Source organism: Escherichia sp. 93.1518 (genome assembly GCF_013368915.2).
GTDB classification, from domain to species: Bacteria; Pseudomonadota; Gammaproteobacteria; order Enterobacterales; family Enterobacteriaceae; genus Escherichia; species Escherichia ruysiae.
This window is the reverse complement of the sequence record NZ_JABWMT020000008.1, coordinates 113,823-135,190: the sequence shown is the minus strand read 5'-3', so window position 1 is coordinate 135,190 and position 21,368 is coordinate 113,823. Positions and strand designations below refer to the sequence as shown.

Genomic DNA, 21,368 nt, shown 5'->3' with positions numbered 1-21,368 from the left:
GGCTTGCGGTAAATTGTTGGCAAATTTTCCGGCGTAGCCCAAAACGCGCTGTCGTCAAGTCGTTAAGGGCGTGCCCTTCATCATCCGATCTGGAGTCAAAATGTCCTCACGTAAAGAGCTTGCCAATGCTATTCGTGCGCTGAGCATGGACGCAGTACAGAAAGCCAAATCCGGTCACCCGGGCGCCCCGATGGGTATGGCTGACATTGCCGAAGTCCTGTGGCGTGATTTCCTGAAACACAACCCGCAGAATCCGTCCTGGGCTGACCGTGACCGCTTCGTGCTGTCCAACGGCCACGGCTCCATGCTGATTTACAGCCTGCTGCACCTCACTGGTTACGATCTGCCGATGGAAGAACTGAAAAACTTCCGTCAGCTGCACTCTAAAACTCCGGGCCACCCGGAAGTGGGCTACACCGCAGGTGTAGAAACCACCACTGGCCCGCTGGGGCAGGGTATTGCCAACGCAGTCGGTATGGCGATTGCAGAAAAAACGCTGGCGGCGCAGTTTAACCGTCCGGGTCACGACATTGTCGACCACTACACCTACGCCTTCATGGGCGACGGCTGCATGATGGAAGGCATCTCCCACGAAGTTTGCTCTCTGGCGGGTACGCTGAAGCTGGGTAAACTGATTGCATTCTACGATGACAACGGTATTTCTATTGATGGTCACGTTGAAGGCTGGTTCACCGACGACACCGCAATGCGTTTCGAAGCCTATGGCTGGCACGTTATTCGCGACATCGACGGTCATGACGCGGCATCCATCAAACGCGCAGTTGAAGAAGCGCGCGCAGTGACTGACAAACCGTCCCTGCTGATGTGCAAAACCATCATCGGTTTCGGTTCCCCGAACAAAGCCGGTACTCACGACTCCCACGGTGCGCCGCTGGGCGACGCTGAAATTGCCCTGACCCGCGAACAGCTGGGCTGGAAATACGCGCCGTTCGAAATCCCGTCTGAAATCTATGCTCAGTGGGATGCGAAAGAAGCAGGCCAGGCGAAAGAATCTGCATGGAATGAGAAGTTTGCGGCTTACGCGAAAGCTTATCCGCAGGAAGCGGCTGAATTTACCCGCCGTATGAAAGGCGAAATGCCGTCTGACTTCGACGCGAAAGCAAAAGAGTTTATCGCTAAACTGCAGGCTAATCCGGCGAAAATCGCCAGCCGTAAAGCGTCGCAGAATGCTATCGAAGCGTTCGGCCCGCTGTTGCCGGAATTCCTCGGCGGTTCTGCTGACCTGGCACCGTCTAACCTGACCCTGTGGTCTGGTTCTAAAGCAATCAACGAAGATGCTGCAGGTAACTACATCCACTACGGTGTTCGCGAGTTCGGTATGACCGCGATTGCTAACGGTATCTCCCTGCACGGTGGTTTCCTGCCGTACACCTCCACCTTCCTGATGTTCGTGGAATACGCACGTAACGCCGTACGTATGGCTGCGCTGATGAAACAGCGTCAGGTGATGGTTTACACCCACGACTCCATCGGTCTGGGCGAAGATGGCCCGACTCACCAGCCGGTAGAGCAGGTCGCTTCTCTGCGCGTAACCCCGAACATGTCTACATGGCGTCCATGTGACCAGGTTGAATCCGCTGTAGCGTGGAAATACGGCGTTGAGCGTCAGGACGGCCCGACTGCGCTTATCCTCTCCCGTCAGAACCTGGCGCAGCAAGAACGTACTGAAGAGCAGCTGGCAAACATCGCGCGCGGTGGTTATGTGCTGAAAGACTGTGCCGGTCAGCCGGAACTGATTTTCATCGCTACCGGTTCTGAAGTTGAGCTGGCTGTCGCTGCCTACGAAAAACTGACTGCTGAAGGCGTGAAAGCGCGCGTGGTTTCCATGCCTTCTACCGACGCATTCGACAAGCAGGATGCGGCTTACCGTGAATCCGTACTGCCGAAAGCGGTTACTGCACGCGTAGCTGTGGAAGCGGGCATTGCTGACTACTGGTACAAGTATGTTGGCCTGAACGGTGCTATCGTCGGCATGACCACCTTCGGTGAGTCTGCACCGGCAGAGCAACTGTTTGAAGAGTTCGGCTTCACCGTTGAAAACGTTGTTGCGAAAGCAAAAGCGTTGCTGTAATCGGTAAGATGCTTTGTGAGAAGGGCCGCGAAAGCGGCCCTTTATATTGTTGGCAAAGTGCGCGTTGTTCATGCCGGATGCGGCGTGAACGCCTTATCCGGCCTACGAAATCATGCAAATTCAATATATTGCACGGACTGTGTAGGCCTGATAAGCGTAGCGCATCAGGCAGTTTAGCCCTTGCCATCAGTCTCAAGAGCCGCAAACGCGGCTCTTTTTACTTGGTTGAGATAAACGGAACGGTACTGCCGGGGAGCATGGTATCGGGTAATTTGCCGTCCCAACGCTCAGCAGTGGTAAGGACAACAAGACCTGGATTGTCCCGCAGAGCCTCACCGTGCAGGCGAATAGCTTCAGCTTCTGCCGCACTTTTTAAACGAATAGTTTCAGCTTCAGCCGCGCCTCTTACGCGAATAGTCTCCGCTTCCGCTTTAGCTGCCGCCAGTTTACTGTCAGCTTCGGCCTGAGCCTGAGTTACGGCAATTTGCGCCTGGATTTTCTCCGTTTCCAGATTTTGTTTACGTATGGCAATGGCGACTTCCGCTTTCATTCGATCTTCAATCGACTTCTCATAAGCGTCAGAATTGAGCAAAGCAAGGAATATGCCCCCTCTGATGTGAGGATAACAGTCAACCCCGAATATTAAGAATCTATAAAGAAGGGGCTGTAAGATTTAATTTTATCTGTTTTCGGACTTTCAAGCTATAAATGGTGAGCGTTATCACAAACACAATAATCATAAATTTGTCTTATTTGCAATTCAAGTCACAAACAGAAAGTTGACTTTATAATTACTAATCGCAACCTGTTGTTATTTATGGCTTGTTTGTTTTTCCTCTTCTGGTGGTTCGCCTTTTTAGCCCAATTGCTTTCAATTTTTTGCGCGCGTATTTTATTTTCACCGACAGTCGGTACTCTAAAAATAGGGATAATTTATGCGGCTTATTGATTATTTTCCAGAATCATCAATCTCAGTGATACATGCAGCTAAAGACTGGCAGGAGGCTATTGATTTTTCGATGGCATCATTATTAACAAAAGACTATATCAGCGAGAATTACATTCAGGCTATTAAAGATTCCACCATTAGCAATGGCCCTTATTATATTCTCGCACCAGGCGTGGCAATGCCTCATGCGCGACCGGAATGTGGGGCGCTCAAAACCGGGATGTCTTTGACGTTACTTAAACAAGGTGTTTATTTTTCCGGGAATGACGAACCGATTAAATTACTCATCGGGCTTTCTGCTGCCGATGCCGATTCGCACATTGGCGCTATTCAGGCGTTAAGTGAATTACTGTGCGAAGAAGAAATACTTGAACAACTCTTAACAGCATCATCAGAAAAACAATTAGCGGACATTATCAGCCGCGAATAATAACTTTCTCCTCTACAGGATAATATTATGGAAAACAAGTCTGCTCGTGCAAAGGTTCAGGCTTTTGGGGGCTTTTTGACCGCTATGGTCATTCCCAATATCGGAGCTTTTATTGCCTGGGGTTTTATTACTGCATTATTTATTCCTACCGGCTGGCTGCCGAATGAACATTTCGCCAAAATTGTCGGCCCAATGATTACCTATTTATTACCGGTGATGATTGGTTCTACCGGTGGTCACCTGGTCGGCGGTAAACGCGGTGCGGTGATGGGGGGCATAGGGACGATTGGCGTAATTGTTGGTGCTGAGATCCCCATGTTCCTGGGTTCGATGATTATGGGACCGCTTGGCGGCCTGATGATTAAATATGTCGATAAGGCACTGGAAAAACGCATCCCCGCTGGTTTTGAGATGGTTATCAATAACTTCTCATTAGGTATCGCCGGCATGGCTCTCTGCCTGTTAGGTTTTGAAGTTATCGGTCCAGCGGTGTTAATAGCCAATACTTTCGTCAAAGAGTGTATTGAGGCGCTGGTACATGCGGGCTATCTGCCTCTGCTGTCTGTTATCAATGAACCTGCGAAAGTGCTTTTCCTCAATAACGCGATCGATCAGGGTGTTTATTACCCGTTGGGTATGCAACAGGCTTCGGTTAACGGCAAATCCATCTTCTTTATGGTGGCGTCGAATCCGGGGCCTGGGTTGGGGTTGCTGCTGGCGTTTAGTCTGTTTGGTAAAGGAATGAGTAAACGTTCTGCGCCAGGTGCGATGATTATTCACTTTCTTGGCGGCATCCACGAACTGTATTTCCCGTATGTGCTGATGAAGCCACTGACCATTATCGCCATGATTGCGGGCGGCATGTCTGGAACCTGGATGTTTAATTTGCTGGACGGTGGTCTGGTGGCTGGCCCAAGTCCGGGGTCTATCTTTGCCTACCTGGCACTGACGCCGAAAGGCTCGTTCCTGGCGACAATTGCCGGAGTTACGGTAGGCACGCTGGTCTCCTTTGTCATCACTTCACTGATACTGAAGATGGAAAAAACGGTGGAGACTGAGAGTGAAGATGAATTTACCGAGTCAGCCAATGCGGTTAAAGCAATGAAGCAGGAAGGCGCATTTTCGTTAAGCCGTGTGAAACGCATTGCCTTTGTTTGCGATGCGGGGATGGGCTCCAGCGCGATGGGCGCAACCACCTTCCGTAAGCGCCTGGAAAAAGCGGGGCTGGCAATAGAAGTAAAACATTACGCGATAGAAAACGTGCCTGCGGATGCCGATATTGTGGTCACACACGCCAGTCTGGAAGGGCGCGTGAAACGTGTGACGGATAAACCACTGATATTGATTAATAACTATATTGGCGATCCAAAACTCGACACTTTATTTAATCAATTAACCGCCGAACATAAACACTGATTACAGAGGTAAAAATGAAAACCAAAGTTGCTGCTATTTATGGCAAGCGGGATGTCCGTCTGCGCGAATTTGAACTGCCAGAAATTACCGATAATGAATTACTGGTGAGTGTAATTTCTGACAGCGTCTGTTTATCCACCTGGAAAGCGGCGTTACTCGGTAGTGAACATAAACGCGTACCCGACGATTTAGAAAATCATCCGGTCATTACCGGGCATGAATGTGCCGGGGTTATTGTCGAAGTGGGTAAAAATCTCACTGGCAAATATAAAAAAGGCCAGCGTTTTGTATTGCAACCGGCGATGGGGTTACCAAGCGGATATTCAGCGGGCTACAGCTACGAATATTTTGGCGGCAATGCCACTTATATGATTATTCCCGAAATCGCCATTAATTTGGGCTGCGTATTACCGTATCACGGCTCTTATTTTGCTGCGGCGTCGCTGGCAGAGCCGATGTGCTGCATTATTGGTGCTTATCATGCCAATTATCACACCACGCAATATGTTTATGAGCATCGCATGGGCGTCAAACCTGGTGGCAATATTGCGCTGCTGGCGTGTGCTGGCCCGATGGGAATTGGCGCTATCGATTACGCCATTAACGGCGGCGTACAACCGTCGCGGGTAGTGGTGGTCGATATCGACGAAAAACGCCTGGCGCAGGTGCAGAAGTTGTTGCCGGTGGAACTGGCTGCAAACAAGGGCATTGAACTGGTGTATGTGAATACCAAAGGGATGAGCGATCCAGTCCAGACGCTACGGACGCTGACAGGAGATGCCGGGTTCGATGACGTGTTTGTCTATGCAGCGGTGCCTTCAGTCGTCGAGATGGCTGATGAATTACTGGCGGAAGATGGCTGCCTGAACTTCTTTGCCGGCCCGACGGATAAAAACTTCAAAGTGCCATTTAATTTCTACAACGTCCATTACAACAGTACCCACGTCGTCGGTACATCCGGCGGTTCAACGGACGATATGAAAGAGGCGATAGCCCTTAGCGCCACGGGGCAGTTGCAGCCGTCGTTTATGGTTACCCATATCGGTGGGCTGGATGCGGTGCCAGAAACCGTGCTCAATTTGCCGGATATCCCCGGCGGTAAAAAACTCATCTACAACGGCGTCACCATGCCGCTCACCGCCACTAGCGATTTTGCCGAAAAAGGCAAAACAGATCCGCTGTTTAAAGAGCTGGCGCGGCTGGTTGAGGAAACGCACGGTATCTGGAATGAGCAGGCCGAGAAATATCTGCTGGCGCAATTTGGCGTTGATATCGGGGAGGCCGCGCAATGATGTCCCTGGCGTGGCCATTATTTCGCGTTACGGAGCAGGCAGCGTTGGCTGCCTGGCCGCAAACCGGATGTGGCGACAAAAATAAAATTGATGGCCTGGCGGTCACCGCGATGCGCCAGGCATTAAACGACGTCGCTTTTCGTGGGCGAGTGGTTATCGGCGAGGGAGAAATTGACCACGCGCCGATGCTTTGGATTGGCGAAGATGTGGGCAAAGGCGATGGGCCAGAAGTCGATATCGCGGTTGACCCGATTGAAGGCACCCGGATGGTAGCGATGGGGCAGAGCAATGCGCTGGCGGTCATGGCCTTCGCCCCACGAAACAGCTTGCTACACGCGCCCGATATGTATATGAAAAAACTGGTCGTTAATCGACTGGCTGCCGGGGCAATCGATCTGTCTTTACCCCTTACAGAAAACTTGCGCAACGTGGCGAAAGCGTTAGGTAAACCACTGGATAGGTTACGTATGGTTACGCTTGATAAACCGCGCCTGAGTGCCGCGATTGAGGAAGCGACGCAGCTTGGCGTGAAGGTTTTTGCTCTGCCGGATGGCGATGTCGCCGCCAGCGTGCTGACCTGCTGGCAGGATAATCCTTACGACGTGATGTACACCATCGGCGGTGCGCCAGAGGGCGTTATTTCTGCCTGCGCTGTTAAAGCATTGGGCGGGGATATGCAGGCCGAGCTGATTGATTTTTGTCAGGCCAAAGGTGACTACACCGAAAATCGGCAAATTGCAGAGCAGGAGCGCAAGCGGTGTAAGGAAATGGGGGTTGACGTTAACCGAGTGTACTCACTCGACGAACTGGTGAGGGGAAAAGATATCCTCTTTAGTGCCACGGGCGTCACGGGCGGAGAGCTGGTGAACGGTATACAACAGACGGCGAATGGGGTGCGGACGCAGACATTACTGATCGGCGGCGCGGACCAAACGTGTAATATAATAGATTCCCTGCATTGATGGTGATCTATCGGAAGACGAATGGCGACGCTGACAGAAGATGATGTGCTTGAGCAACTGGACGCACAGGACAATTTATTTTCATTTATGAAAACTGCGCATACCATTTTGCTCCAGGGAATACGCCAGTTTCTGCCGTCGCTGTTTATCGATAACGATGAAGAGATCGTGGAATATGCAGTGAAGCCGTTACTCGCCCAAAGCGGCCCGCTTGACGATATTGATGTTGCGCTGCGTTTAATTTATGCGCTGGGGAAAATGGATAAATGGTTGTACGCCGATATCACGCATTTTTCTCAGTTCTGGCATTACCTGAACGAACAGGATGCCCCCCCAGGATTTGCCGATGACATAACCTGGGATTTTATCAGCAACGTCAATAGTATAACCCGCAATGCGACTCTCTATGATGCGTTAAAGGCGATGAAGTTCGCCGATTTCGCCGTCTGGTCAGAGGGGCGTTTTACCGGGATGGTCAAAACGGCGCTGACGCTGGCAGTAACGACAACCTTAAAGGAATTAACGCCGTGAAAATTGAATTAACGGTGAATGGGCTGAACGTGCAAGCGCAGTACCATGATGAAGAGATAAAACACGTGCATAAACCATTGCTGCGCATGTTGGCCGCCTTGCAGGCGGTAAATCCGCAGCGGCGCACGGTGGTATTTCTTTGCGCTCCACCGGGGACGGGCAAATCTACGCTAACGACCTTCTGGGAATATCTTGCACAACAAGATCCCGAATTACCCGCTATTCAGACGCTCCCGATGGATGGTTTTCACCATTACAATAGCTGGCTGGATGAGCATCAGCTTCGCCCTTATAAAGGCGCACCGCAGACGTTTGACGTGGCGAAACTGGCGGAAAATCTGCGCCGGGCAGTGGAAGGGGATTGTACGTGGCCGCAGTACGATCGACAAAAGCATGATCCCGTAGAAGATGCGTTACACGTTACTGCACCGATCATTATCGTAGAAGGAAACTGGCTGTTGTTGGATGACGAGAAGTGGCGCACGCTTGCGCAATTTTGTGATTTCTCGATCTTTATCAACGCGCCCGCAGCTGCGTTACGGGAACGGCTGGTGGGGCGCAAGCTGGCGGGAGGGTTATCGCTGGCAGACGCTGAAGCCTTTTATGAACGTACCGACGGCCCAAATGTTCGCCGGGTGCTGGAACAGAGTCTGCCGGCAAATTTGACCTTAATGATGACGGCTAGCGGTGAATATCGTCTGGCGGATTGACGTCTCTCACTACACCGCCTTCCAGTCTCACAACGCGAGAAAAATGACGCCGGGTAAACGCGGCGTCATGGCTGATTGCCACCACGCTTGCACCTCGCTGGCGGCACTTTTCCAGCCAGCTTTCAAATACCGCCAGCCATTGGGCATCAAAATCCCGGCTCGGTTCGTCAAGTAATAACAGCGGCGGGGTGAGAGCTTCCAGACTGGCGACGGCGACCATCCTTCGCTGTGCGCTATGCAGATCCAATGGATGCGCGCTGGCAACGTCTGCTAACTGACAACATTGCAGGGCGTATTCGGTGCGTTTCGCGATGTCTGCGGGTGAGTATTTTTGTAATTTCAGGCCAAACGCGACCTCTTCAGCGACGGTGCTATGAAACAGCTGGTTTTCCACTTCCTGAAACAGCACGCCAATCTTTGCCGCGCGTTGGCGGTTCTTAAGCGTATGTAATGCCTGTTGTTGCAATATTACTATACCGGAAGATGGGGGAAGAAGACCCGCCATGATGCGTAACAGTGTCGATTTACCCGAGCCGTTGTCGCCGGTCAGCGCCAGCCATTCACCTTGTTTGAGTTGCAGAGAAATGTCGCAAAGACAATCCGTTGCCGCACCTGGCCAGCGATAAGTCACCTGATTTAACGTTAACATAATGACCGGAGCACTCCGTTTTGCAGTTGCCACGCTTGCTGGCAATAGTTCAGGAAAGGTGTGCGATGACGTTCAAAAAGAATAATCAGCGAATCACATTCCAGCGCCCAGTGTTGTAAACGCTGCAACAGCATTTCGCTGGCTTGCGACGTCAGTCGGCTAAAGGCTTCATCAAGAATTAATAGTTTTGGTTGCATGGCAATAGCGCAGGCGATGACCACACGTTGGGTCTCTCCGCCGGAGAGCGTTGCTGGGTGACGATGGCGCAACGACTGGCACTCGGTCAGGGTCAGGGCTGCGTCAATCCGCGCCATAACCTCGGCTTCTTCAAGACACAGATTTTCTGGCCCAAAGGCAACTTCTTCTTCCACGCTAAAGGTACAGCCGGAGAGCTGCAAATAGGGTGATTGTTGGACGAGCTGGATAGTGGCGGCTTGTTCGTTTAGTGAGAGTTGCCCAATAGGCGTATTGAGGAGCATTCCCATGCCAGCGATATCACCCGGCAGGAAGTCCGGATACCAACCCGCCATCAGCTGCGCCAGCGTGCTTTTGCCGCTGCCGTTGTCCCCAAAGATGGCGACCATCCCCGGTTTGTCATAGTGAAAGTCATAACAGAACGGAGAGTGCGTTGAGTGCGTCGGACAATAGCGAAACTGTTCTAACGTAACCATAGCCACACTCCGGGTTCTGCCAGTATCAGCAATATCATGGTGTAACGAGACACTTTTTGTAATTTACTGTCAGGTGGTGCCCATAGCGTAGTGCGCCGGTTATGTAAGCGAAATGCCCGCATATCCAGCGCCGCACCACGGATCGCCAGATCGTTAAGCGCATTGTGTGTTAGCGGAATAATTAACGCCGGCATCGCACGTAAACGCTGATACCAGCCTTCATCCAGCGGCACGCCACGCGCACGCTGTGCTTCATGAATAATCGCTAATTGCCGTTTTAACTGCTCAACGACCAGCAGCGGTCCGGCAAACAGATAAGCGACGCCCGGCGGCAGGCGAGAAGCAAACAAAGCGCGGATAAAACATTGCACGGGTACGTACTGCATCCACAACTGCGAAGTGGAAACAATAGCCAGAATGCGCAGCCAGAGCGTAATAGCAAATGCCCAACGTTCTGGATTGCGCGGCGTTCCGCTTATCCATTCTGTCAGCCAGCCACCGTGCACTAGCCACAGCCCGACCCCCAGCGAAAACATCAGCCAGGCGACATATTTTGCCCGTCGCCGCGTGGCTTTTAACGCAATGAGGCAGAGAAAGGTCGCCGCGCTATAGACCGGCAAAATGGTCTGCGCGGGCAGGACTAGCGTGGTGCAGGCCGCCAGCGCCCACAGCGTTAATGAGGTAAACGGATGCATTTAGCGCACGGCTGCCATCGTTGGAAAATGGCGCGTAGTGCGAATCGGCAGTTGTCGCAGTAAAAGCCAGACAATCACCGCCGTGAGAATTTTATCGATCAGGTTCGCGCCTATCACCGTAATCGCCACCGATTCCACCAGGTTTTGCCCCATAGAGTGCATCCAGGCAACGAACAAATCGGCTCCACTACCGGTTACGCCGCCGAACAGCGCAGTACGTAACGGTACAGCAACGACTGTGACCGCCAGGGTAATAATCACGCCGCTGACAACGACTTTCGGTAGGGTGCGAAACCAACCTACCCGCGCCAGCCAGCCCGCGACCAGACCAATGATCATCGCTACGGGAGCAAAAGCGGCGGCGATCGGGTCGGTCAATAATCCCCAAAGTAAATTGGTCAGCAAGCCGGTCAGCATACCGACCACCGGCCCAAGCAGTACCGCGCTAATAAGCGTGCCGATGGAGTCGAGAAAAATAGGTAGTTTGACCATGCTGGCCAGTTGCCCGCCGATCATATTGATGGAGATAGAGATAACGATCAGCACCAGAGCCTGACTGGAAAAGTGGCGATGCGCCATAAGAAAACCTCTCTGAAAATAGTTAGTTAACGGGGGAAATATGCAACTCGTCGTAACCAGAAAGTGCACAAGGTTGGCGACTGAATGCCAGTTCTTCCAGGCAGCCGATCACCAGTTCAAGCGTGGTGCGCACGGTACAGCCGGGCATCATATGACCGCCAAGCATCGCACCGTGTTGGTCAGAAACGCAGAGATGAAGATGTTCGCCCGTCTGTTCCAGCGTGCCGTTCAGTGAGATCACTTCAAACTTACCGCTTAGAAGGGTGGTGTTTTCTTGCCCGGCATAGCGCAAAGCAACATCAGTCAGACTGCCGGTACAACCAGCAATCCACGCAGCGTGAAGCTGTTGCTGCTGTGCGAAGGCGCGTAATTGAGAGAAAACTTCCTGATCGGGAAGCAGGCGCAGCGCGTAAAAGCGTGCAGTTGAAGAATAAGGGTGAGGCAATGTCATCATTGAAGTACTCCGAAACTCGGACGTATTGCGGATGATATCGACGCTGCATCAATCATATTCTGATATAAGTCAGGGTTTATGACGGCACAACGAAAAGATTTTGCTACGCTTATTCGTGATTCTGCCAGGTGGAATAATTCCTGGTGAACCAGAGCGAAAAACGTGACGTAAGTCAGATAATTGTCTTCTTTGACTGGACAATCATTCCTTTTATTCCGCGTTTCGCTTATCCTAGCTGAAGCGTTTCAGTCGATTAAATGTTCGACAATTAACCAATCAGTCGCGATTTGCGACAGGTAAGGTTTTCCCGAACGATTTGCTGGACTACTCTGTCTGGCAAATTTGCTTAGAGAAAGCCTTGCAGGAGACCTATGACCGTACGCGTAGCGATAAATGGCTTCGGTCGCATCGGGCGTAATGTGGTTCGTGCTGTGTATGAATCCGGACGCCGGGCGGAAATCACCGTGGTGGCAATCAACGAACTGGCGGATGCTGCGGGCATGGCGCATTTGTTGAAATATGACACCAGCCATGGCCGTTTTGCATGGGAAGTACGTCAGGAACGCGATCAACTCTTTGTTGGTGATGACGCCATCCGCGTATTGCATGAACGTTCACTGCAATCGCTTCCCTGGCGTGAACTTGGCGTCGATGTGGTTCTCGACTGCACTGGCGTATATGGCTCCCGCGAGCATGGCGAAGCGCATATTGCCGCCGGGGCCAAAAAAGTGCTCTTTTCACATCCTGGCAGTAACGATCTCGACGCGACCGTTGTTTACGGCGTCAATCAGGATCAACTTCGTGCGGAACACCGCATCGTTTCTAACGCTTCCTGTACCACGAATTGCATAATTCCCGTCATCAAATTGTTAGATGATGCGTACGGTATTGAGTCCGGCACTGTGACTACAATTCACTCCGCCATGCACGATCAACAGGTTATTGATGCATACCATCCTGACCTGCGTCGCACCCGGGCAGCCAGTCAGTCGATTATTCCGGTCGATACAAAACTGGCCGCTGGTATCACGCGTTTTTTCCCGCAGTTTAACAATCGTTTTGAAGCGATTGCGGTACGCGTGCCAACCATAAATGTGACGGCAATTGATTTAAGCGTGACGGTGAAGAAACCTGTAAAAGCCAATGAAGTCAACCAGTTGCTGCAAAAGGCGGCACAAGGTGCATTTCATGGTATAGTTGACTATACGGAATTACCGTTGGTCTCTGTAGATTTTAACCACGATCCGCACAGTGCCATTGTCGATGGCACCCAAACCCGGGTCAGTGGCGCACACCTGATCAAAACGTTGGTCTGGTGCGATAACGAATGGGGCTTTGCTAACCGAATGCTCGACACGACGTTAGCCATGGCCGCTGTTGCTTTCAGGTAAGACGCAAGCAGCGTCTGCAAAACTTTTAGAATCAACGAGAGGATTCACCATGTCTGTAATTAAGATGACCGATCTGGATCTTGCTGGGAAACGTGTATTTATCCGTGCGGATCTGAACGTACCAGTAAAAGACGGGAAAGTAACCAGCGACGCACGCATCCGTGCTTCTCTGCCGACCATCGAACTGGCTCTGAAACAAGGCGCTAAAGTGATGGTAACTTCCCACCTGGGTCGTCCTACCGAAGGCGAGTACAATGAAGAATTCTCTCTGCTGCCGGTTGTTAACTACCTGAAAGACAAACTGTCTAACCCGGTTCGCCTGGTTAAAGATTACCTCGACGGCGTTGACGTTGCTGAAGGTGAACTGGTTGTTCTGGAAAACGTTCGCTTCAACAAAGGCGAGAAGAAAGACGACGAAACTCTGTCCAAGAAATACGCTGCACTGTGCGACGTGTTCGTAATGGATGCATTCGGTACTGCTCACCGCGCGCAGGCTTCTACTCACGGTATCGGTAAATTCGCTGACGTTGCGTGCGCAGGCCCGCTGCTGGCGGCTGAACTGGACGCGCTGGGTAAAGCACTGAAAGAACCAGCTCGTCCGATGGTGGCTATCGTTGGTGGTTCTAAAGTTTCTACCAAACTGACCGTTCTGGACTCCCTGTCTAAAATCGCTGACCAGCTGATCGTTGGTGGTGGTATTGCTAACACCTTTATCGCGGCACAAGGCCACGATGTGGGTAAATCTCTGTACGAAGCAGACCTGGTTGACGAAGCAAAACGTCTGCTGACCACCTGCAACATCCCGGTTCCGTCTGATGTTCGCGTAGCAACTGAGTTCTCTGAAACTGCTCCGGCTACTCTGAAATCTGTTAACGACGTGAAAGCTGACGAGCAGATCCTGGATATCGGCGACGCTTCTGCGCAAGAACTGGCTGAAATCCTGAAGAATGCGAAAACCATTCTGTGGAACGGCCCGGTTGGTGTGTTCGAATTCCCGAACTTCCGTAAAGGTACTGAAATCGTGGCTAACGCTATCGCAGACAGCGAAGCGTTCTCCATCGCTGGTGGCGGCGACACTCTGGCAGCAATCGACCTGTTCGGTATTGCTGACAAAATCTCCTACATCTCCACTGGCGGCGGCGCATTCCTCGAATTCGTGGAAGGTAAAGTACTGCCTGCAGTAGCGATGCTCGAAGAGCGCGCTAAGAAGTAAAAAAATCACAGGGCAGGGAAACCTGCCCTTGTTTCAGCGCGCTTTTAAAGCACGCACTTTTTCTACAGCCCGACGATACAGGACAAAGAAACATGTCTAAGATTTTTGATTTCGTAAAACCTGGCGTAATCACTGGTGATGACGTACAGAAAGTTTTCCAGGTAGCAAAAGAAAACAACTTCGCACTGCCAGCAGTAAACTGTGTCGGTACTGACTCCATCAACGCCGTACTGGAAACCGCTGCTAAAGTTAAAGCGCCGGTTATCGTTCAGTTCTCCAACGGTGGTGCTTCTTTTATCGCTGGTAAAGGCGTGAAATCTGACGTTCCGCAGGGTGCTGCTATCCTGGGCGCGATCTCTGGTGCACATCACGTACACCAGATGGCTGAACACTACGGTGTTCCGGTTATCCTGCACACTGACCACTGCGCGAAGAAACTGCTGCCGTGGATCGACGGTCTGCTGGACGCAGGTGAAAAACACTTCGCTGCTACCGGTAAGCCGCTGTTCTCTTCTCACATGATCGACCTGTCTGAAGAATCTCTGCAAGAGAACATTGAAATCTGCTCTAAATACCTGGAGCGCATGTCCAAAATCGGCATGACTCTGGAAATCGAACTGGGTTGCACCGGTGGTGAAGAAGACGGCGTGGACAACAGCCACATGGACGCTTCTGCACTGTACACCCAGCCGGAAGACGTTGATTACGCATACACCGAGCTGAGCAAAATCAGCCCGCGTTTCACCATCGCTGCTTCTTTCGGTAACGTACACGGCGTTTACAAGCCGGGTAACGTGGTTCTGACCCCGACTATCCTGCGCGATTCTCAGGAATATGTTTCTAAGAAACACAACCTGCCGCACAACAGCCTGAACTTCGTATTCCACGGCGGTTCCGGTTCTACAGCTCAGGAAATCAAAGACTCCGTAAGCTACGGTGTAGTGAAAATGAACATCGATACCGATACCCAATGGGCAACCTGGGAAGGTGTTCTGAACTACTACAAAGAAAATGAAGCTTACCTGCAGGGTCAGCTGGGCAACCCGAAAGGCGAAGATCAGCCGAACAAGAAATACTACGATCCGCGCGTATGGCTGCGTGCCGGTCAGACTTCGATGATCGCTCGTCTGGAAAAAGCATTCAAGGAACTGAACGCGATCGACGTTCTGTAAGATATTCCTTTTTGCTTATCTCAAGACCCGCTTTGCGGGTCTTTTTTTCGCCAAAAGAAAAATTGCCTGATGTGCTACGCTTATCAGGCCTACGTGAACTTAAATGCTTTCGTAGGACGGATAAGGCGTTTACGCCGCATCCGGCATGAACAAAGCGCACCTTGTCAACAATCTGAGGAGGCCAGCATAGCGGGCTTTTTTTCGCCAAAAGCAAGGTGATGCAGATGAGAATTTTGTGATCTATTTGGCAAAATTATACTTTATTGTTTACCCTTGTCAGACCGCCCGTCATAAGGCGGCGGAGTGTATTTCTCCATTTTGAGTCAGTTAAAAAGGAATATTGAATGGAAGATTTGAATGTTGTCGATAGCATACACGGTGCAGGTTCCTGGTTGGTGAACAACCAGGCGCTGTTGCTGAGTTATGCTGTAAACATCGTGGCGGCTCTCGCGATTATCATCATCGGTTTGATTGTCGCGCGGATGATCTCCAACGCGGTGAATCGCCTGATGATCTCCCGTAACATAGATGCCACCGTAGCTGATTTTATCTCTGCATTAGCCCGATATGCGATTATTGCCTTTACGCTGATCGCAGCGTTAGGTCGCGTGGGCGTTCAAACCGCATCGGTTATCGCCGTGCTGGGTGCCGCAGGTTTAGCTGTAGGTTTGGCGTTGCAGGGTTCTCTGTCTAACCTGGCCGCTGGCGTGTTGCTGGTACTGTTCCGCCCGTTCCGTGCCGGTGAATATGTCGACCTCGGCGGTGTTGCCGGTACAGTGCAGAGCGTGCAGATTTTCTCTACGACTATGCGCACCGCAGACGGTAAAATTATCGTTATCCCGAACGGTAAAATTATTGCCGGTAATATTATTAACTTCTCTCGCGAGCCTGCGCGCCGTAACGAATTTATCATTGGTGTGGCGTATGATTCCGATATCGATCAGGTGAAGCAGATCCTGACCGATATTATCCAGTCTGACGATCGCATTTTAAAAGATCGCGAAATGACCGTGCGTCTGAACGAGCTTGGCGCATCCTCGATTAATTTCGTGGTCCGCGTCTGGAGCAACAGCGGCGATCTGCAAAACGTTTACTGGGATGTGCTGGAGCGTATTAAACGCGAATTTGATGCTGCTGGTATCAGCTTCCCGTACCCGCAAATGGATGTGAATTTTAAGCGGGTGAAAGAGGACAAAGCTGCATAATCAACGCTGAGGCCAGATAATACTATCTGGCCTCTCTCTTATTAGTTATTCTGATTGCCAATTAATATTATCAATTTCCGCTAATAACAATCCCGCGCTATAGTCTCTGCATCAGATAATTAATTCGGAATGTTTAACGTGTTTTCTTATTATTTTCAAGGTCTTGCACTTGGTGCGGCTATGATCCTGCCGCTCGGTCCACAAAATGCTTTTGTGATGAATCAGGGTATTCGCCGCCAGTACCACATTATGATTGCCTTACTTTGTGCAATCAGCGATTTGGTTCTGATTTGCGCCGGGATTTTTGGCGGTAGCGCGTTACTGATGCAGTCACCGTGGTTATTGGCCTTAGTGACCTGGGGCGGCGTTGCCTTCTTGCTGTGGTATGGCTTTGGCGCTTTTAAAACGGCGATGAGCAGTAATATTGAGCTGGTTAGTGCTGAAGTCATGAAACAGGGACGCTGGAAAATTATTGCCACCATGCTGGCAGTGACCTGGCTGAATCCCCATGTTTATCTGGATACCTTTGTGGTATTGGGGAGCCTCGGCGGGCAGCTCGACGTCGAACCAAAACGCTGGTTTGCGCTTGGGACGATTAGCGCCTCTTTCTTGTGGTTCTTTGGTCTGGCTCTTCTCGCAGCCTGGTTGGCACCGCGTCTGCGTACTGCCAAAGCGCAGCGTATTATTAATATTATTGTTGGTAGCGTAATGTGGTTTATCGCCCTACAGCTGGCGAGAGATGGTATTGCCCATGCACAAGCCTTGTTCAGTTAGGCGCTATCTTATGGAAAATAAAAACAGAGACGCTAAGCTTGCCTACAGAGGTTTTGAATTTTGGGCAAGTAAATTAACACGGAGAGACTAACGTGAAGTTCAAAGTTATCGCCCTGGCGGCATTGATGGGTTTCAGCGGGATGGCAGTACAGGCCAATGAACTACCGGATGGTCCGCACATTGTCACTTCAGGAACGGCAAGCGTAGATGCAGTGCCAGACATTGCCACTCTTGCTATTGAAGTTAATGTGGCAGCGAAGGATGCTGCTACCGCCAAGAAACAAGCGGATGAGCGCGTGGCGCAATATATCTCTTTCCTTGAACTCAATCAGATCGCGAAAAAAGATATCAGTTCTGCGAATTTACGTACCCAGCCAGATTACGATTACCAGGATGGCAAAAGTATTCTGAAAGGCTATCGGGCAGTGAGAACGGTAGAAGTAACAGTTCGTCAGTTAGACAAACTGAATTCGTTGCTGGATGGTGCGCTGAAGGCCGGTCTTAACGAAATTCGTTCTGTTTCGTTGGGCGTAGCGCAACCGGATACCTATAAAGATAAAGCGCGTAAGGCAGCGATAGATAACGCGATTCATCAGGCGCAGGAGCTGGCAAATGGCTTTAATCGCAAACTGGGACCGGTGTATAGCGTGCGCTACCATGTTTCCAACTATCAGCCCAGCCCGATGGTTCGGATGATGAAAGCTGATGCCGCGCCGGTTTCTGCTCAGGAAACTTACGAGCAGGCCGCTATTCAGTTTGATGATCAGGTGGATGTGGTCTTCCAGTTAGAACCCGTTGATCAGCAACCTGCAAAAACACCTACCGCACAATAATACATTTAGCCCGACTCATTTGTCGGGCTAATGTCTTCACCTTATATCGTCTCCTTTTTCTGTAATTTTCTGTAAAACCATGATGCAATTACCTATCTTTGCTCGCGATTTCATCAAAGATTGAATAACTGAAACGGTTAAGCGGACAGTGATGTTTGGGAGAGAGTATGGATATTTTTATTTCGAAAAAGATGCGCAATTTTATTTTATTAGCGCAAACCAATAATATTGCTCGGGCAGCAGAAAAGATTCATATGACGGCTTCACCGTTTGGCAAAAGTATTGCCGCGCTGGAGGAGCAAATTGGTTATACGCTGTTTACCCGTAAAGATAACAACATTAGCCTTAATAAAGCCGGGCAGGAACTTTATCAAAAACTATTCCCGGTTTACCAACGACTTTCTGCTATTGATAATGAAATTCATAATTCCGGGCGTCATTCTCATGAAATTGTCATTGGCATCGATAATACTTATCCGACGATTATTTTTGATCAGCTAATCAGTCTTGGTGATAAATATGAAGGGGTGACTGCTCAGCCGGTTGAGTTTAGCGAAAATGGGGTTATCGATAATCTCTTCTACCGTCAGTTTGATTTTATTATCTCTCCGCAGCATGTATCCGCCCGAGTAAAGGGGCTGGAAAATCTAACTATCAGCGAACTGTCGCCGCTGCGGCTAGGGTTTCTTGTTTCCCGCCGTTTTGAAGAACGTCAGGAGCAGGAGTTATTACAGGAGCTACCGTGGTTACAGATGCGCTTTCAGAACCGCGCTAACTATGAAGCGATGATTGATGCGAACATGCGCCCTTGTGGGATCAATCCAACAATCATTTATCGCCCCTACAGTTTTATGGCCAAAATCAGCGCCGTTGAGCGCGGACATTTTCTGACAGTCATTCCACATTTTGCCTGGCGACTGGTGAATCCGGCAACGCTGAAATATTTTGATGCGCCGCATACGCCAATGTATATGCAGGAATATCTCTATTCACTGAAAAATCATCGCTATACCGCCACGATGCTACAGCAAATTGCTGAAGATCGTGATGGTACGAGCAATTAACCCAGCATTGAACCCGTTTCGATCAAGTTACGATGCAGATCGAAAACGTGGCTAAGATCGTGGTGAATATGCCCGCCAGGGGCATTTTCCAGATAGCGATGCAGATAGTCACGGTACATGGGATGGGCGCAGTTATCGATGATAGCGCGTGCGCGCTGAAGTGGAGAGAGGCCGCGCAGATCGGCGATCCCTTGTTCAGTGATGATCACTTTCACGCTGTGCTCGCTGTGATCAACATGACTACACATCGGCACGATGGTTGATATTTTTCCTTCTTTGGCGATCGACGGCGCCATAAAGATCGACAGATAAGCATTGCGTTCAAAATCACCGCTGCCGCCGATACCGTTCATTAAATTAACACCGGCAACATGCGTTGAGTTGGCGTGCCCGTAAATATCAAACTCCAGGCCGACGTTCAGAGCGATAACGCCAAGGCGGCGGATAATTTCCGGGTTATTGGAAATCTCCTGCGGACGTAACACAATGCGACAGGAGAAATAGTCCATATTGTCATAAATCTTACGCAGTGAATCGGCAGAGATAGTCAGACTGGAGGCGCTGGCTCCGGTGATTTTTCCGGTTTCCAGAAGATGAACTACTGATTCCTGTAGCACTTCCGAATACATCATAAACGGTGGAATATCCGGGTTATCCCCGAGACGCGCCATTACCGCATTATTGATGTTGCCTACCCCACTTTGCAGTGGCAGAAATTCCGGCGGAATGCGCCCCTGTGCCATTTCACGTAATAAGAAGGTAACCACATTGTCGGCGATCTGTTGGCACATGGGATTTTGCTTATCCAGCAGCTTACCTGCATCAGGTAAGTTGGTTTCCACGACCGCGACAATCTTTTTCGGATCAATTTGCACATAACGAGTACCGACGCGATCCATCGCATGGAAGATCGAAACGCTATTGCGTCGCGGTGGTGCGCCAGGAATCACAATATCCGCCAGTTCCGCAATGCGCGGATCATGATAGTGATTGAGTTCAATGATTACTTTCTTGGCCCGCAGTAACCAGGTCGGAGCGTTACCGATCCCACTGGTTAACCAGACACGTCCATCCGGCTCGATGGCTGAGGCTTCAATTACCGCAACATCAATGTCGCCGAAGAAGCCGTAGTTAACCATTTGCGCGACTTCGCTCAAGTGTAGATCAACAAAACTGACTGCCCCCTGATTGATCTTTTGGCGTAACCCAGATGATGTTTGATACGGAGCGCGCCATGAAACGGCGTTAGCTTCAGAGAGCACGTCATCGGCGGCGGCGCTAATTGACGCTCCGGTTAGCAGGCGAATCTGGTACGGTTTTTTCGCCTCATGTTGTTCGTTGGCACGATGAGCAATAGCGACAGGTAGAGCTTTAGGTGAACCCGCAGGGGTAAAGCCGCTGAATGCTACCATATCATTGTGCTGGATAATTTCCGCCGCTTCATCGGCGGTCATCCTTGCCCAGATCATATTCATCTTTTGCTCCTTCATTCGCTGAGCATTAATGCCCGACGAAAGTAGGTTTACGTTTTTCCAGGAAAGCGTTCATACCTTCCTGATAATCCTCGCTGTCATAAACCGCTCGGCGCATCCCCTGAATACGTTCAAATTCGTCTGAATTCATCGTGTGCGCCTCGCCCAGCACGCGCAGTTCTTCCTTGATTACCGCGATCGCCAGCGGTGCTTTTTCGGAAATGTGGTGCGCCATTTGCAGGGTGAAATCTTCCAGCTCGCTGATGTCAACAACGTGGTTGAGAATGCCAACAGCCAGCGCGCGTTGGGCGGTGACTGGCGAAGCAGTAAATATCAGTTCTTTGACGATGTGGAAGCCCGCGTCGCGGGTCAGGTTGTGGATGCCCACCAGGTTATACGGTACGCCAAGGTTAACTGGGGTCATTGAGAAGGTCGATGTGCTGGCGGCGATGATCAGATCGGAACTCATGATCATTTCAAAAGCACCTCCCCAGACGCTACCTTCGACCATTGAGATAATCGGTTTCGGGCATTTTTGGATCATACGGGTAATTTGCCGTAGCGGATCATCGTAAGAGAGAGGATCGCGACCGCCTGATGGCAGTTCATGGATGTCGTGGCCTGCGGAGAAAACTTTGGAACCACTCGGGGCACGCAGGATGATACAGCGAATTTCGGGTCGGTTGAGATCGCTTAGCGCCTGGATCAGGTCGTCAATAAAGACTTTACTCAATGCATTGAGTTTGCGGCCATAGTTAAACTCAATGACCGCCACTTTGTTGATGATAATGACATTAACATACTGATAAGACAT

Annotated in this window: 21 protein-coding genes and 1 pseudogene; 14 read left to right on the top strand and 8 right to left on the bottom strand. The window is 50.6% G+C overall.

The features are described 5' to 3' along the window. Positions 1-100 precede the first annotated feature (100 nt). Positions 101-2,092, top strand: coding sequence for a transketolase (gene tkt, locus HEN21_RS08180; RefSeq protein ID WP_000098617.1), 1,992 nt, complete (start codon positions 101-103; stop codon positions 2,090-2,092). A 217-nt stretch (positions 2,093-2,309) separates the two neighbouring features. Here tkt and HEN21_RS08175 read toward each other — a convergent pair. Beyond that, positions 2,310-2,675, bottom strand: a pseudogene (locus HEN21_RS08175) (prohibitin family protein); the annotation flags it as partial. A 352-nt stretch (positions 2,676-3,027) separates the two neighbouring features. On the opposite strand from HEN21_RS08175, the gene cmtB reads away from it, so the two are divergent. Genes cmtB through HEN21_RS08145 form a run of 6 tightly spaced genes read left to right on the top strand, consistent with a single transcriptional unit; the run spans position 3,028 to position 8,382 of the window. Further along, entirely contained in the window at positions 3,028-3,471 is a 444-nt protein-coding gene (gene cmtB, locus HEN21_RS08170) for a PTS mannitol transporter subunit IIA (protein WP_001236692.1), read from the top strand. Positions 3,472-3,498: 27 nt separating this feature from the next. Continuing rightward, positions 3,499-4,887 carry a PTS mannitol transporter subunit IICB gene (cmtA, locus tag HEN21_RS08165; RefSeq protein WP_000428776.1) on the top strand — a complete coding sequence of 463 codons (1,389 nt, stop codon included), beginning with the start codon at positions 3,499-3,501 and terminating at the stop codon, positions 4,885-4,887. Between the two features lie 14 nt (positions 4,888-4,901). After that, on the top strand, positions 4,902-6,179 hold the full coding sequence (locus tag HEN21_RS08160) for a zinc-binding dehydrogenase (protein WP_176252468.1): 1,278 nt from the start codon (positions 4,902-4,904) through the stop codon (positions 6,177-6,179). Further along, a complete protein-coding gene (gene glpX, locus HEN21_RS08155) occupies positions 6,176-7,141 on the top strand; it encodes a class II fructose-bisphosphatase (RefSeq protein WP_000987270.1) in 966 nt (321 codons plus the stop codon). The genes HEN21_RS08160 and glpX overlap by 4 nt, the downstream gene beginning before the upstream one ends. Before the next feature lie 21 nt (positions 7,142-7,162). After that, a complete protein-coding gene (fumE, locus tag HEN21_RS08150; protein WP_176242667.1) occupies positions 7,163-7,672 on the top strand; it encodes a fumarase E in 510 nt (169 codons plus the stop codon). After that, the gene (locus HEN21_RS08145; RefSeq protein ID WP_000687771.1) at positions 7,669-8,382 is read left to right on the top strand and encodes a nucleoside/nucleotide kinase family protein; all 714 of its coding nucleotides are present in this window, start codon (positions 7,669-7,671) and stop codon (positions 8,380-8,382) included. The genes fumE and HEN21_RS08145 overlap by 4 nt, the downstream gene beginning before the upstream one ends. Here HEN21_RS08145 and HEN21_RS08140 read toward each other — a convergent pair. The 5 genes from HEN21_RS08140 to HEN21_RS08120 are packed head-to-tail and all read right to left on the bottom strand — an operon-like array spanning position 8,354 to position 11,430. Then, on the bottom strand, positions 8,354-9,031 hold the full coding sequence (locus tag HEN21_RS08140) for an ABC transporter ATP-binding protein (protein ID WP_176252467.1): 678 nt from the start codon (positions 9,029-9,031) through the stop codon (positions 8,354-8,356). The genes HEN21_RS08145 and HEN21_RS08140 overlap by 29 nt on opposite strands. Beyond that, positions 9,025-9,702, bottom strand: a complete 678-nt coding sequence (locus HEN21_RS08135; RefSeq protein WP_176252466.1) for an ABC transporter ATP-binding protein — start codon at positions 9,700-9,702, stop codon at positions 9,025-9,027. The genes HEN21_RS08140 and HEN21_RS08135 overlap by 7 nt, the downstream gene beginning before the upstream one ends. Continuing rightward, positions 9,690-10,397, bottom strand: a complete 708-nt coding sequence (locus tag HEN21_RS08130; RefSeq protein ID WP_105285483.1) for an energy-coupling factor transporter transmembrane component T — start codon at positions 10,395-10,397, stop codon at positions 9,690-9,692. Before HEN21_RS08130 ends, HEN21_RS08135 begins: the two co-directional genes overlap by 13 nt. Next, entirely contained in the window at positions 10,398-10,976 is a 579-nt protein-coding gene (locus HEN21_RS08125; protein WP_176252465.1) for an ECF transporter S component, read from the bottom strand. It abuts the gene before it with no gap. 22 nt (positions 10,977-10,998) lie between these two features. Beyond that, complete coding sequence (locus HEN21_RS08120) at positions 10,999-11,430, bottom strand: PPC domain-containing DNA-binding protein (protein WP_000988685.1); 432 nt, start codon at positions 11,428-11,430, stop codon at positions 10,999-11,001. Between the two features lie 371 nt (positions 11,431-11,801). On the opposite strand from HEN21_RS08120, the gene epd reads away from it, so the two are divergent. The 7 genes from epd (at position 11,802) to srsR (ending at position 19,082) form a co-directional block, all read left to right on the top strand. Then, a complete protein-coding gene (epd, locus tag HEN21_RS08115; protein ID WP_176252464.1) occupies positions 11,802-12,821 on the top strand; it encodes an erythrose-4-phosphate dehydrogenase in 1,020 nt (339 codons plus the stop codon). 49 nt (positions 12,822-12,870) lie between these two features. Beyond that, a complete protein-coding gene (gene pgk, locus HEN21_RS08110) occupies positions 12,871-14,034 on the top strand; it encodes a phosphoglycerate kinase (RefSeq protein WP_000111269.1) in 1,164 nt (387 codons plus the stop codon). Between the two features lie 92 nt (positions 14,035-14,126). Beyond that, positions 14,127-15,206, top strand: a complete 1,080-nt coding sequence (fbaA, locus tag HEN21_RS08105) for a class II fructose-bisphosphate aldolase (protein WP_000034374.1) — start codon at positions 14,127-14,129, stop codon at positions 15,204-15,206. Positions 15,207-15,550: 344 nt separating this feature from the next. Continuing rightward, positions 15,551-16,411, top strand: a complete 861-nt coding sequence (gene mscS / locus HEN21_RS08100; RefSeq protein ID WP_000389808.1) for a small-conductance mechanosensitive channel MscS — start codon at positions 15,551-15,553, stop codon at positions 16,409-16,411. 138 nt (positions 16,412-16,549) lie between these two features. After that, positions 16,550-17,185 carry an arginine exporter ArgO gene (gene argO, locus HEN21_RS08095; RefSeq protein ID WP_105286525.1) on the top strand — a complete coding sequence of 212 codons (636 nt, stop codon included), beginning with the start codon at positions 16,550-16,552 and terminating at the stop codon, positions 17,183-17,185. Between the two features lie 92 nt (positions 17,186-17,277). Continuing rightward, complete coding sequence (locus HEN21_RS08090; RefSeq protein WP_000669826.1) at positions 17,278-18,018, top strand: oxidative stress defense protein; 741 nt, start codon at positions 17,278-17,280, stop codon at positions 18,016-18,018. A 167-nt stretch (positions 18,019-18,185) separates the two neighbouring features. After that, positions 18,186-19,082, top strand: a complete 897-nt coding sequence (srsR, locus tag HEN21_RS08085) for a LysR family transcriptional regulator SrsR (protein ID WP_000350789.1) — start codon at positions 18,186-18,188, stop codon at positions 19,080-19,082. Here srsR and scpC read toward each other — a convergent pair. Together scpC and scpB are read right to left on the bottom strand one after the other, a co-directional pair. Beyond that, a complete protein-coding gene (scpC, locus tag HEN21_RS08080; protein WP_176252463.1) occupies positions 19,079-20,557 on the bottom strand; it encodes a propionyl-CoA:succinate CoA transferase in 1,479 nt (492 codons plus the stop codon). The two genes, srsR and scpC, sit on opposite strands and share 4 nt — an antisense overlap. Before the next feature lie 25 nt (positions 20,558-20,582). Next, entirely contained in the window at positions 20,583-21,368 is a 786-nt protein-coding gene (gene scpB, locus HEN21_RS08075) for a methylmalonyl-CoA decarboxylase (protein WP_000122067.1), read from the bottom strand.

What these genes read in the sequence shown, in the direction of transcription:
- glpX (WP_000987270.1), top strand. Translation starts at nt 6,176, where the DNA reads ATGATGTCCCTGGCGTGGCCATTATTTCGCGTTACGGAGCAGGCAGCG.
- tkt (WP_000098617.1), top strand. Translation starts at nt 101, where the DNA reads ATGTCCTCACGTAAAGAGCTTGCCAATGCTATTCGTGCGCTGAGCATG.
- HEN21_RS08160 (WP_176252468.1), top strand. Translation starts at nt 4,902, where the DNA reads ATGAAAACCAAAGTTGCTGCTATTTATGGCAAGCGGGATGTCCGTCTG.
- HEN21_RS08135 (WP_176252466.1), bottom strand. Translation starts at nt 9,702, where the DNA reads ATGGTTACGTTAGAACAGTTTCGCTATTGTCCGACGCACTCAACGCAC.
- HEN21_RS08125 (WP_176252465.1), bottom strand. Translation starts at nt 10,976, where the DNA reads ATGGCGCATCGCCACTTTTCCAGTCAGGCTCTGGTGCTGATCGTTATC.
- scpB (WP_000122067.1), bottom strand. Translation starts at nt 21,368, where the DNA reads ATGTCTTATCAGTATGTTAATGTCATTATCATCAACAAAGTGGCGGTC.
- scpC (WP_176252463.1), bottom strand. Translation starts at nt 20,557, where the DNA reads ATGAATATGATCTGGGCAAGGATGACCGCCGATGAAGCGGCGGAAATT.
- cmtA (WP_000428776.1), top strand. Translation starts at nt 3,499, where the DNA reads ATGGAAAACAAGTCTGCTCGTGCAAAGGTTCAGGCTTTTGGGGGCTTT.
- mscS (WP_000389808.1), top strand. Translation starts at nt 15,551, where the DNA reads ATGGAAGATTTGAATGTTGTCGATAGCATACACGGTGCAGGTTCCTGG.
- HEN21_RS08130 (WP_105285483.1), bottom strand. Translation starts at nt 10,397, where the DNA reads ATGCATCCGTTTACCTCATTAACGCTGTGGGCGCTGGCGGCCTGCACC.
- fbaA (WP_000034374.1), top strand. Translation starts at nt 14,127, where the DNA reads ATGTCTAAGATTTTTGATTTCGTAAAACCTGGCGTAATCACTGGTGAT.
- pgk (WP_000111269.1), top strand. Translation starts at nt 12,871, where the DNA reads ATGTCTGTAATTAAGATGACCGATCTGGATCTTGCTGGGAAACGTGTA.
- cmtB (WP_001236692.1), top strand. Translation starts at nt 3,028, where the DNA reads ATGCGGCTTATTGATTATTTTCCAGAATCATCAATCTCAGTGATACAT.
- HEN21_RS08140 (WP_176252467.1), bottom strand. Translation starts at nt 9,031, where the DNA reads ATGTTAACGTTAAATCAGGTGACTTATCGCTGGCCAGGTGCGGCAACG.
- fumE (WP_176242667.1), top strand. Translation starts at nt 7,163, where the DNA reads ATGGCGACGCTGACAGAAGATGATGTGCTTGAGCAACTGGACGCACAG.
- srsR (WP_000350789.1), top strand. Translation starts at nt 18,186, where the DNA reads ATGGATATTTTTATTTCGAAAAAGATGCGCAATTTTATTTTATTAGCG.
- epd (WP_176252464.1), top strand. Translation starts at nt 11,802, where the DNA reads ATGACCGTACGCGTAGCGATAAATGGCTTCGGTCGCATCGGGCGTAAT.
- HEN21_RS08120 (WP_000988685.1), bottom strand. Translation starts at nt 11,430, where the DNA reads ATGATGACATTGCCTCACCCTTATTCTTCAACTGCACGCTTTTACGCG.